The sequence below is a fragment of the Cupriavidus sp. HPC(L) genome (genome assembly GCF_000307735.3).
Classification (GTDB): Bacteria; Pseudomonadota; Gammaproteobacteria; order Burkholderiales; family Burkholderiaceae; genus Cupriavidus.
Genome location: NZ_AMPR02000050.1, coordinates 1 through 11,883, shown reverse-complemented (window position 1 = coordinate 11,883; position 11,883 = coordinate 1). Strand labels below are relative to the sequence as shown.

Below are 11,883 nucleotides of genomic sequence, written 5' to 3'. Positions count from 1 at the left end.
CTCGCACGCCCAGCCTGCCGGCACGCCGGACGCCGCGGCTCCCTCCGCCGCTGCTGTCGCCCCGGCCGCCCAGGCCGGCACGGCTCCGCCCGTGTGCCAGGCGCCCTGGTTTCGCAGCGGTGCGCGGGCGCAGTTGGAGGCCGATGGCCAGATGCCGATGTCGATCACGATGACGGTGCGCCATCCCGGGCCAGTGCCGGGTGGCTGCGCGGCCTGGCTCGACATCCATTCCAAGTCCGCACTGGCGGCGATGATGGGTCCCCCGGTGGTGATGGACCAGATGCACCGGCTGACGCTGCTCGGCGATGCCGGCGCCGCCAATGGCCGGATCAGCAGCCAGCACGCCACCATCAATGCGCAGGCACGCTATGCCCGGCTGTTCGGCGAGGCGTCGTTCGAAGGCACCGGCCTGTTGTCCTATGCCGGCCACGACATCCGCGAAGGCGTCACGCTGCCCGGCGAATCACTGCACTCGAGCGCCAGCCTGCAGATCAACAGCCTGCATTCGGGCGAGGCGGTGACGACGATCCGGGTACCGCGCGCATCGATCCACATTGGCGAGCGGCGGGTCGGCCGCCGCCAGCACATCGACACGCCGCTCGGCCGGCGCGAATGCCTGCCGATCCGCTACGACAAGCAGGCCTCGCTGGGCGAGGTGCATATCGGCGACGACATCGAGCGGCCCGAGCCCTACAGCATGACCGTGACCGACTGGTACTGCCCCAGCGAAGCCTTCGTGCTGCGCACCGAGATCCGCCAGGGCGACCAGCAGCAGGTCATCGAAACCACGGCGATCGGCATGCCGGACAGCGGGCGCTAGCGCGCGCCGCGCCGCGCCCGCCCCGCTACAGCCTTGCCGCCGCGGGGCTCAGGCCGCCTGCAGGTCCTCCAGCGGTCCGAAGAACTCGAAGCGCAGCCGCTCGGGCGCGATGCCCAGCGCCCGTCCGTCGGCATGGACCGCGCGCATGAAGGCCTTCGGCCCCAGCAGATAGAAGTCGACGTCGCGATCGGCGGGCAGCCGGCTCGCCAGCAGCTCGCGCGTGACGAAGCCGACCGCGTGCGGATTGTCCCCGTCCCGTGGCGTGTCGTAGACGTAGCAAACGCTCACATTGTCGTAATTGGCGGCGATTGCATCGACGCGCTCGCGGAACGCATGGACGCCGCCGTGCCGCGCGGCATGGATGAACTGGATCGGGCGGCCGGCGGGCGCGGCGGCTTCGAGCATGCTGATCGCGGGCGTGATGCCGACCCCGCCGGTCACCAGCACCAGCGGCCGCTCGTCGGCCGCCGGCTCCAGCACGAAGTCGCCGCATGGCTGCAGCGCCTGCAGCACATCGCCGACCGCGGCATGGTCGTGCAGCCAGTTCGACGCGCGACCGCCAGGCTCGCGCTTGACGCTGATCCGGTACCACGGCTTGCCCGGCGCATCGGACAGCGAGTAGTGGCGACGGGTCGGCGCCCCATCGATGGTCAGCAGCAGCGTCAGGTACTGTCCGGGCCGGAAGGCGGGCAGTACGCCGCCGTCGGCCGGCTCCAAATAGAACGAGGTAATGATTTCGCTCTCCTGCACCTTGCGCGCAATGCGCAGGCCGCGCGTGCCACGCCAGCCCCCCGGCTGGGCCGCGTTGTCGCGGTAGACCGCCTCCTCGGCATCGATCAGGATCTTCGCCAGCACGCCATAGGCCTCGCCCCACGCGCCGATGATCTCGTCGGTCGCCGCTTCGCCCAGCACGTCGCGGATCGCCTGCAGCAGGCAGCCGCCGACGATCGGATAGTGCTCGGGCTGGACGCCCAGCGCGGCGTGCTTCTGCACGATGCGCGGCAGCGCGCCGGCCAGCGCCTCGAGCTCATCGACATGGCTGGCGAAGGCGAGCACCGCGCCGGCCAGCGCCCGGGCCTGCGTGCCGTGGACCTGGTGGGCCTCGTTGAAGAAGGCCTTCAGCTCCGGATGCTGGGTCAGCAACAGCCGATAGAAATGTTGGGTGATCGCTTCGCCGTGCTGCGTCAGCACGGGCACCGTGGCCTTGACCAGCGCGATGGTATTCGGGGACAGCATGAAAACGCTCCTGTGGTTGGACGTCGATGGGTGCCATACCCATATCAAGCGGCGTGCCAGCGACGATGGCCGGCACAAGCCCTTGATTTCTATGGCACCATGGCGGGCGGTTGTCCAAACGACCACACTAACCGCGAGGTCACAAAGACCACAACGTTGTCCACATGACCACAAACTCCGATTTCCCCACGCTCGCCGACGACGGCCGCTTTCGTCAGTTGCTGGCCGCCGTCCGCGGCATCGTCCATTGCGATGCCGCGGCGCTGCTGCGGTTGCAAGGCGAGGTGCTGGTTCCGGTCGCGGTGCACGGCCTGAGCGACGATGCGCTGGGGCGCCGCTTCCCGGTGTCCGCCCACCCGCGGCTGGCGCAGCTGCTCGACAGCGAGGACGGCGTGCGTTTCGCCGCCGATTGCGGCCTGCCGGACCCGTACGACGGCCTGATCGAGGGCCAGCCCGACATCCTGCCGATCCACGACTGCATGGGTGCGCCGCTGCATTGCGGCGGCCGGCTGTGGGGCCTGGTAACGCTGGACGCGCTGCAGCCCGGGGCATTCGCCGACATCTCGGCGGCCCAGATGCAGGCCGTGGTGACGATGCTCGAATCGGGCATCGAGGCCGACGAGACGATCCGGACGCTGGCCGAACGGGCCGCCCGCGAGCGCGAGATGAGCCGGGCGCTGCAGGCGCACGGCCAGCCGCGCGAGCTGCTCGGCAAGAGCGCGGCAATGAAGCGGCTGAAGCAGGAAATCGACACCGTGGCCGGCTCGGATCTGAGCGTGCTGATCCTGGGCGAGACCGGCGTCGGCAAGGAGCTGGTCGCGCAGCGGCTGCACGACCGTTCCGCCCGCCGCGAGCGGCCGCTGGTGCAGATCAACTGCGCGGCGTTGCCCGAGACCCTGGCCGACAGCGAGCTGTTCGGCCACAAGCGCGGCGCCTTCACCGGCGCGGTGCAGGACCGTGTCGGCAAATTCGAGCTGGCCGACGGCGGCACGCTGTTTCTGGACGAGGTTGGCGAGCTGCCGTTGCCGGTGCAGGCCAAGCTGCTGCGCGTGCTGCAGAGCGGGGAAGTGCAGCGGCCCGGCAGCGACCGGCTGCTGCGCGTCGATGTCCGCGTGCTCGCGGCGACCAACCGCGACCTCGGCAAGGCGGTGGCCGAGGGGCGCTTTCGCGCCGACCTGTACCACCGGTTGTCGGTCTATCCGTTGCGCGTGCCGCCGCTGCGCGAGCGCGGCCGCGACGTGCTCGCGCTGGCCGGCGGCTTTCTCGAGGAAAACCAGCACCGTCTCGGTGCACGCAACCTGCGGCTGGCGCCGGACGCGGCGCTGGCGCTGATGGCGTATTCGTGGCCGGGCAATGTCCGCGAACTCGAACATCTGATCAGCCGGGCGGCCCTGCGCGCGCTGGCCGAATCGCGCCGCGGCGCGCGCTGGATCGCGATCGAAGCGCGCCACCTGGGCCTCGACGGCGGCACCAGCCGGCTCGCGCATGGCACGGAGGAGGCCGGCCACCACGGCGGTCCGGCCGCGCTGCAGCGGGACGACCGCCCCGCCCCCCGCTCCGGGACATCGATGCCGGCGGGCGGCACGCTGCGCGAAGCCACCGACGACTTCCAGCGCCGCTGGATCGAAGCCGCGCTGACCCGGCACGGCGGCGCCTATGCGGCCGCCGCGCGCGAGGCCGGCATGGACCGCAGCAACTTCCATCGGCTGGCGCGCCGGCTCGGCATCGCACCAGAGACGCCGAAGGCCGGGGCGGGCCATGGCGCGGCCCGGCGTTAGCGCATCCCGGCCTGCGCCCCCCGCGCTTCACCACAAGCGACGGCCAAGGCATACTTGGCCCTGCGAGCCGATCGCCTGCCTGCATTCGCCGATCTCGACGGCCCGGCCAGAAAATTTTCTGTCGGCTGTCCCTGTGCAAACGCCGACTAGCGCCAATACTAGAGATCGGAGGCGCGCGGCCCGTAGTGCGCAATGACGCTTCGATCGACCACCCATAGCACCGGAAGCGAACCGTGTCGCGTCGTGTCTGGCCTATCGTTGTCCTGCTGGTCCTGGTTGGCGGCGCCTGCTATTTCGCCGCCCATCTGATCGCTGACGAGGTTCGCACCTCGCGGTGGCAGGCGCGCTATTTCCACGATTGGGGCCAGCGCCTGACCTACACGATCGCGCCGGGCGCCAGCGACCGCATCCGCTTTCCCGACGCCGGGCCCTACGACATGCGGCTCGGTTACGCCCGGATTCCGCACTACACCGAGATGCTCGAAGCGCGAGGCTTCGTGCGCGAGCATCAGGCGCGGATGTCCCAGGCGATGCTCGAATACCTCGATCTCGGCCTGTACGCGCCCTATCGCGAGAAGACCCGCGCCGGGCTGGCGCTGCTCGATTGCAACGACCGCAGCGTGTCGGTGCAGCGCTTTCCCGAACGCCAGTACCAGGACTACCGCGACGTCCCGCAGGTGCTGGCCAACTCGCTGCTGTTCGTCGAGAACCAGGGGCTGCTCAATCCCGAATATCCGACCCGCAATCCGGCGCTCGACTGGCGACGGTTGTCGCGCGCGGGCGTCGACCAGCTGTTCGCCATCGTCGACCGCGAGCGCGATACGCCGGGCGGCAGCACGCTGGCCACGCAGATCGAGAAATATCGCCATTCGCCGAATGGACGCACGGCTTCGATTTCGGAGAAGCTGCGGCAGATGGGCTCGGCCTCGGTGCGCGCCTATCTCGACGGCCGCGACACCGTGCGGGCGCGCGAGCGCATCGTGGTGGACTACCTGAACACCGTACCGCTGTCGGCGCGCAATGGCCGCGGCGAAATCCACGGCATCGGCGATGGCATGTACTACTGGTACGGCGAGGACTTCGACGAAGCCAACCGGATGCTGCACGAGATCGAGCAAAAACAGCCGACGCCGCGCGAGGCGCAGGTCTTCAAGCAGGCGCTGTCGCTGATCATCGCGCAGCGCCGCCCCTCGTACCATCTGCGCCGCTACGACACCAACCTGGAGCCGCTGACCGACAGCTATCTGCGCCTGCTCGCCGGCGCCGGCGTGATCTCGCCCCGGCTGCGCGACGCCGCGCTCGCCGCGCGGCTGGACAAGGCGCCGATTCCCTCGCTGCCGCCCGCCGACCCGTTCGTCACGCGCAAGGCCATCAACCAGGTACGTGCCGACCTGTCGCGCCTGCTCGGCGTGTGGAGCCGCTACGATCTGGACCGGCTCGACCTGACGGTCGCCAGCACGATCAATACCGAAGCGCAGCGCCAGATCACGGCGACGCTGATGAAGCTGCGCGACAAGCAGGGCGCGCGCGAGCTTGGCCTCTATGGCCACAACATGCTGCGCGACCATGACGATCCGTCGAAGCTGGTGGCCAGCTTCACGCTGTTCGAGCGGGTCGGCAATGCCAGCTATCTGCGCGTGCAGGCCGACAACATCGACCAGCCGTTCGACCTGAACAGCGGCGCGCGGCTCAATCTGGGCTCGACCGCCAAGCTGCGCACGCTGGTCACCTATCTGGAAATCCTGGCCGAACTGCACGACCGCTACGCCGGCATGACGCGCGCCGAGCTGCAGCGCGTCCCCGTTTCGCCGCAGGATGGACTGACGCGCTGGACGATCGACTGGCTGCTGAAGAACCCCAACGGCGATCGCCGCGCGATGCTCGAGGCCGCGCTCGAACGCAAGTACGCCGGCGGCGCCGGCGAAGCGTTTTTCACCGGCGGCGGGCTGCAGACCTTCACCAACTTCGAGCGCTCGGCCAGCGTGCAGAACCTGACGGTGCGCCGGGCCTTCCAGCACTCGGTCAATCTGGTCTTCATCCGCATGATGCGCGACATCGTCCGCTACGAGGTTCACCGCGCGCATCCCGATGCCAGCGAGCTGCTGGCCGATCGCGATGCGCCCGGCCGGCGCAAATGGCTGGAGCGCTTCGCCGACGAGGAAGGCAGCCAGTACCTGAGCGGCTTCTATCGCAAGTACAACGCGCTCGACAAGGACGGCCGCATCGCGCTGCTGCTGCAACGCGTGAAGCCTGTCGCGGTGCGCGTGGCGGTTGCCTTGCGCAGCGCCGATCCGGCCATGGACGAGGCCACCTTCGCGCGGCATCTGCGCGCGAAGCTCGGCACGAAGCTGGACGACGAGGATGTGTATGCGCTCTACGACAAGTACGGCAAGGACAAATTCTCGCTGAACGACCGCGGCTACCTGTCGCGTATCCATCCGCTCGAACTGTGGCTGATCGACTATCTGGACCACCACTCCGAGGCCGACCTGAAGCAGGTGCTGGAGGCCAGCGCCGACGTTCGCCAGGAGGTCTACACCTGGCTGTTCCGCACGCGCAGCAAGGCCGGGCAGGACAACCGCATCCGCATCCTGCTCGAGCGCGATGCGTTCGTACGCATCGGCGAGCGCTGGCGCCGGCTGGGCTATCCGTTCGAAACGCTGACGCCGTCCTATGGCAGCGCGGTGGGTGCCTCCGGCGATCGTCCCGCGGCGCTGTCGGAACTGGCCGGCATCCTGCTCAGCGGCGGCGTGCAGCCGTACACCGAGACCGTGCGCTGGCTCGACTTTGCCGCCGGCACGCCGTACGAGACACGCTTCGTGCTGAAGCCGGGGCAACTGAAGCGGCTGCTGCCGGAGGACGTCGCGGAACTCGCGCGGCGCTCGCTGCTGGACGTGGTCGAGGGCGGCACCGCGCGCTCGGCGCAGGGCGTCTTTCCGGCCGAGCGCGGCATGGCGCTCGGCGGCAAGACCGGAACCGGCGATCACCGGCACATGGTGTTCGGCCGCGGCGGCTACGTGATCGCATCGCGCGCCGTCAGCCGCTCCGCGACCTTCGTGTTCACCATCGGCGAGCGCTACTTCGGCACGGTCACGTTGCATGTGCGTGGGCCCCACGCGGCGCGCTACAACTTCACCAGCGCGTTGTCGGTCAAGCTGCTGCGCGGGCTGGCGCCGACCATCGTCGCGATGGAGCCGCAGGCCGGACCGGCGATGCTTGCCTGCACCGGCGGTTGAACGCCGCGGGCCCGGACCCGCCTTGCCAGGGGCGCGGAGCTCGGCCCCCTCTTCGCGCGGTTGACGCGATCTGTTCGCTGCCCCACCAATTCCCCGCTGCCCCGCGCCCGAAACGTCGCGCCGCGACTTTGCCCGCCCCGCCCCTGCGCTTACCATCAAGCAAACGACGAGCATCGGCACCCGCCGAGACGCAGTCAGAAAATACGTCGCTGTGGAACGGGGGCACCTTGGGCAGCTATATCGAAGACTACTGCGCGCGCATCCGGCAGGGCGGCGCCAACGCCGTCATCGCGCATCCGGTCGTCGTCGACAACGACGGCACCTACGTGATGCATTACGTGCCGTTCGAGCACGTCAACGCGACGGCACGCCTCGTGCTGGTCAGCACGACACCGGGACACATGCACCTTCGGCTCGCCGCCGAACTGACCGAGGCGCTGCTGCGCGCGCATGCGCCGGGCCGCATCGTGCAGCTGGAAAACAAGCGCCAGATCGAACTGGGCGGGCCACTGGTCAGGCCCAACCTGATCCGCATGCTCGATCATTACGGCATCCCGGCGCTGGTCGGCGCCGAACGCGCGACCGCGCTGTGGGAAGACGGCTTCCACCTGTTGCAGCCGCTGGCCCTGCTGCCGCAGGCGACGATGCGCCGCGGACTGGCCTTCGATGGCACGCTGGAAGCGCTGCTGGCCATACCGATGCTGCGCCGCGCGTTCGAGGCGCAGTTCCTCGAGCGGCTGACGCGCGTCCGCGACGATGCCCTGTTTCTGGCGCTGGGCCGCACCGCGTGGGCGGGGCTGTGCCACGCCGCGCAAACGGGCGTGATCGGGGCCGGCCAGCTGCTCGGCATGATGCCGGTGCCGGCCCGCGCCGGCAGCATGGTGCGCTATTTCCTTGGCGAGATCAGCGCGGCGAAGCTCTCGCCCAGGGATCCGGTCAGGCATCGCACCGCCTGGCTGGACGCGGCGCGGCGCGAATTGATCGAGAACGTGCGCCGCCATCGGCAGGCGCAGAGCGGCGCGATGACAGGGGCCACCACCGGGACCACTACCGGGACCACTACCGCGGCGGCATAGGCCGCGGACCGCTGGATACCCCGGCCGCTACAGCGTCTGCGTGCCGCTGACCGGCCGCAGATCACGCGCGGCCTGCGCGGCCAGCTCGAAGGAACGCAGCCGCGCCTGGTGATCGTAGATCTGCGCGGTCAGCATCAGCTCGTCCGGACGCAGATCGTCGACGAAGCGCTGCATGCCCTCGCGCACCGTATCGAGGCCGCCGACCACCGAACAGGACAGCGAGCGGCGGATATGGGCGGCTTCGGTCTCGTTCCACATCGATTCGATATCGTCGACCGGCGGACGAATGCGCCCCGGCGTGCCGCGCACCAATGCCAGGAACTGCTGCTGCAGCGAACTGAACAGCCGCGTCGCCTCGGCGTCGGTGTCGGCGGCGAACACGTTCAGGCCAAGCATCACGTACGGGCGGGACAGCGCCTCGGACGGCCGGAAGGTCTGGCGATACAGATCCACCGCCTGGCGCATGAAGCCCGGCGCGAAATGCGAGGCAAACGCGAACGGCAGGCCCATCGAGGCCGCCAGTTGCGCGCTGAACAGGCTCGAGCCCAACAGCCACAACGGCACCTTCAGGCCCGCGCCGGGTACCGCGCGCAGCCGCTGGCCGGGCCGCGGCTCGTCGAAATAGGCCTGCAGCTCCTCGACGTCCTGCGGGAAGGTGTCGGCGGTGTCGTGGGTCGCGCTGCGGCGCAGGGCGCGGGCGGTCAGCTGGTCGGTGCCCGGCGCCCGGCCCAGTCCCAGGTCGATACGGCCCGGAAACAGCGAGGCCAGCGTGCCGAACTGCTCGGCGACCACCAGCGGCGAATGGTTGGGCAGCATGATGCCGCCCGAGCCGACCCGGATGGTCGAGGTGCCGTTGGCAACGTAGCCGATCAGCACCGCGGTGGCGGCACTGGCGATGCCGGGCATGTTGTGGTGCTCGGCCAGCCAGAAGCGGCGATAGCCCCAGCGCTCGGCGTGCTGCGCGAGGTCCAGCGAATGGCGCATCGACTGTGCGGCGTCGCTTCCCTCGGGAATCGGCGAAAGATCGAGCAGGGAATAGGCAGTGGTGGGAGCGGTCATGCGGAAATGCGATGCGGGACGATGCGGGAATGGTTGTGGCCGGACGCGGCGCCATCGAAGGCCGGTCGGCACATCGATGCGACGGTACGTCGCGGCGCCGCCAGGGCGTGGGCCGTGGCGGCGATCGAGTTGGAACGGCAACTATAGCCGTTCTCTTCCCGCGTTGTCGGAAGGGTCTCCCGCCTCGACCGGTGCCGCGCCTGCCCCGTCAGGCCTCCGGCACAGGCTCCCCATGCAGCTGCTTCCATGCATCGATGCCACCCAGCAGCGCCCAGGTATTGGCATAGCCGGCCGCGCGCAGCCGCTCGGCCAGCATTGCGGCGGACAGCTCGTTGGGGCAGGCGCAATAGACGACGATCTCCACGGCCGGGGAATGTTCGGCCAGCAGGTCCAGCGGCGCATCGGGATCGACCGGCAGCGCGCCGGGAATGCGCTCGAGCGCCGCGCTGCCCGGCGCGCGCACGTCCAGCACCAGCGGCAGGCGGCCGTCCTGGCGCCGCGCCTCCAGTTCGTCGACGCTCATGCGCGGAATCAGCCGGGTGCGGCGCAGCAGCCGGACCCGCTTCCACCAGCGCCAGACGATGAACAGCGCGAGCGCCAGCAGCGCCAGCATCAGCGCCAGATGGCCATAGGTGCCGAAGGCGTCCAGCACGGCGTCGATGGCATCGCTGAACGCGGCGCCGATCATCAGCGCCCCGCCGGCCCAGACCACCGCGCCGATCGCGTCGTAGAACAGGAAGACCGCGAACGGCGTGGCGGTCATGCCCGCCATCGCGGTCGACAGCGCGCCGGCGCCCGGCAGCAGCTTGGAGAAGATCAGCGAGCGCGGGCCCAGCCGCAGATACAGCGACTGCGTCTGCCGGATGCAGCTGTCCTGCGACAGCGACACCTTGCAGATGGTGCGCAGCATCGGCTGGCCCAGCCGCCGGCCCGCCACGTACCACAGCGAATCGGCAATCAGGCAGGCCACCACCACGGCGCCCAGCACCGCGCCGATCGAGGGTCCCGTCTCGCGCATGCCCAGCGCCCCGGCCACCAGCAGCAGCGGATAGGCGGGCACCGGCAGGCCGGCCTGCTCGATCAGCACGTTCAGAAATACCAGCGTCAGTCCATGCTGTTCCAGCAGGACCTGCAATTCCCCCACGGCGGTCTCCCGTTCAATGATCGAAGGCGCGATGATTCGCGATATGGGCGAAGTTTGCCAGCATCGCGGCCAGCGCGGCCGGTCCTGGCCTGGACGATCGTTTCAAAATCTCTGAATGCCGGATGCCCTGGAGCGCTCGCCCTGAGCCCCAAGCCGTGGCAAGATGGCGCCGAAGCGGCTCGGACCCGCCGGCCGCTCCTAACTGGGAGATGCGTATGCTGTCATTCCTCGGTACGGTGATCGTCGGCCTGATCGTGGGGCTGATCGCCAGGGCCATCAAGCCTGGCGACGACAAGATGGGCTGGATCTTGACCATATTGCTCGGCATAGGCGGTTCGCTGATCGCCGGATATGTCGGCCAGGCGCTCGGCTGGTATCGCCCCGGGGAGCCGGCCGGCTGGATCGCCTCAGTGATCGGCGCGATCGTGCTGCTGGTGATCTACGGGCTGGTGCGGCGCAGAGCCTGACATCCGCCCAACGGGCGGGGCCATCGGCGGCCCCGCCCATCTTTCCATCGTTCCCATCCTTCTTTCGCGCCCCGGCCCCGCTGCCGGACTCGCGCTCTGCTGCTCCCCGTACGCTGCGTTCGCACGACAGTGCCGACGCTAGCAGGACGTTCCCATCCGCCGCAGCGCCTCTTCAATCCCCGCCAGCGCGGCCAGCATGCCCGCACCGATCGCCTCCTTGCGCAGCGCCATCAATTCGGCCTGCAGGCCGGTCCGGCCGACGTCCCCCGCGCTGCGGCCCAGCGCCGCCAGCACGCGGGCGCGGCGAATCTGGAACTGCGCCCACGGAAACGGCTCCGCGCGCGTATAGGCCTGCAGCGCGTCGGCATAGCGATCCGCATCGTCCCAGCGGCCGTTGCGCAGCGAGACCTCCATCGCGGCTTCGTAGAGATCGAGATGGCAATGGCTGACACAGCTTTGCGCGAGGATCGCCTCGCCTTGGGCCAACGCACGGCGCTGCTTGTCCGGATCGCGCGAGGTGCGGGCGAGGAAGCCCAGGATCATGGGGCCGGAGTAGCGCATGCCGGTGTCGCGGCTGAGCGCCAGGGCTTCGTCGAGCAGCTGTTCGGCGGCCTCGGGATGCCCCTGGTTGCCGATGGCCAGCGCCCGCCGTCCGGCCAGTTCCGCCTCGAAGCGACGCGCGCCCAGGCGCCGGGCCAGCGCCAGCGCCCGTTCGGCATGCGCTTGCGATTTGGCCCATTCGCCGGTCTGCTCTTCGCTGGACGCCATCACGTCGTAGGCCAGCAGTTCGATGCGCGCATCGCCGATGCGGCGAGCGATGCGCAGCGCCTCCTCGCAACGCGCCAGCGCGGACGACAGCGCATGGCACAGGCTGTCGACCGCACCCACCATCGGCAGGTTCGCCCCTTCGATCCGCACGAAGCCGCGGGCTCGGGCCAGCTCGACGCAGCGGACGAAGTGCGCGCGGGCGGTGACCATGCGGCCCTGCTGGTAGTAGGCGTCGCCGAGGCCGCCAAGCGCGCGCGCCTCGCCCAGCGCGGAACCCGCCGCGCCGGCGTGCCGCAGCG

General features: G+C 69.7%; 8 protein-coding genes and 1 pseudogene. 5 read left to right on the top strand and 4 right to left on the bottom strand.

Annotated elements, in window-relative coordinates; genetic code table 11:
- On the top strand, nt 1–820 hold an 820-nt coding region (locus B551_RS04505), incomplete at its 5' end, for a hypothetical protein (RefSeq protein ID WP_023263562.1).
- Nucleotides 821–868: 48 nt separating this feature from the next.
- Here B551_RS04505 and hmpA read toward each other — a convergent pair.
- A complete protein-coding gene (gene hmpA, locus B551_RS04500) occupies nt 869–2,056 on the bottom strand; it encodes an NO-inducible flavohemoprotein (RefSeq protein ID WP_006578660.1) in 1,188 nt (395 codons plus the stop codon).
- Between the two features lie 164 nt (nt 2,057–2,220).
- Between hmpA and norR the strand changes: the two genes are divergently transcribed.
- The 3 genes from norR to B551_RS04485 all read left to right on the top strand — a co-directional run bounded on the left by norR (nt 2,221) and on the right by B551_RS04485 (nt 8,146).
- Nucleotides 2,221–3,834, top strand: coding sequence for a nitric oxide reductase transcriptional regulator NorR (gene norR / locus B551_RS04495; RefSeq protein ID WP_023263561.1), 1,614 nt, complete (start codon nt 2,221–2,223; stop codon nt 3,832–3,834).
- Between the two features lie 233 nt (nt 3,835–4,067).
- Complete coding sequence (locus B551_RS04490) at nt 4,068–7,070, top strand: transglycosylase domain-containing protein (RefSeq protein ID WP_006577254.1); 3,003 nt, start codon at nt 4,068–4,070, stop codon at nt 7,068–7,070.
- Between the two features lie 227 nt (nt 7,071–7,297).
- Complete coding sequence (locus B551_RS04485; protein WP_006577255.1) at nt 7,298–8,146, top strand: hypothetical protein; 849 nt, start codon at nt 7,298–7,300, stop codon at nt 8,144–8,146.
- 27 nt (nt 8,147–8,173) lie between these two features.
- Here B551_RS04485 and B551_RS04480 read toward each other — a convergent pair whose 3' ends face one another.
- On the bottom strand, nt 8,174–9,205 hold the full coding sequence (locus B551_RS04480; protein ID WP_006577256.1) for an LLM class flavin-dependent oxidoreductase: 1,032 nt from the start codon (nt 9,203–9,205) through the stop codon (nt 8,174–8,176).
- A 208-nt stretch (nt 9,206–9,413) separates the two neighbouring features.
- Nucleotides 9,414–10,349, bottom strand: a complete 936-nt coding sequence (locus tag B551_RS04475) for a DedA family protein/thiosulfate sulfurtransferase GlpE (RefSeq protein ID WP_023263560.1) — start codon at nt 10,347–10,349, stop codon at nt 9,414–9,416.
- A gap of 215 nt (nt 10,350–10,564) precedes the next feature.
- Here B551_RS04475 and B551_RS04470 point away from each other — a divergent pair, with 215 nt between their 5' ends.
- Nucleotides 10,565–10,816, top strand: coding sequence for a GlsB/YeaQ/YmgE family stress response membrane protein (locus B551_RS04470; protein ID WP_006577258.1), 252 nt, complete (start codon nt 10,565–10,567; stop codon nt 10,814–10,816).
- A 138-nt stretch (nt 10,817–10,954) separates the two neighbouring features.
- On the opposite strand, the pseudogene B551_RS26430 reads toward B551_RS04470, so the two are convergent.
- Nucleotides 10,955–11,883: pseudogene (locus B551_RS26430) on the bottom strand (cyclase); the annotation flags it as partial.

Bases quoted from the DNA above. Each gene is read 5' to 3' on its own strand.
- B551_RS04470 (WP_006577258.1), top strand. From the start codon at position 10,565: ATGCTGTCATTCCTCGGTACGGTGATCGTCGGCCTGATCGTGGGGCTG.
- norR (WP_023263561.1), top strand. From the start codon at position 2,221: ATGACCACAAACTCCGATTTCCCCACGCTCGCCGACGACGGCCGCTTT.
- hmpA (WP_006578660.1), bottom strand. From the start codon at position 2,056: ATGCTGTCCCCGAATACCATCGCGCTGGTCAAGGCCACGGTGCCCGTG.
- B551_RS04480 (WP_006577256.1), bottom strand. From the start codon at position 9,205: ATGACCGCTCCCACCACTGCCTATTCCCTGCTCGATCTTTCGCCGATT.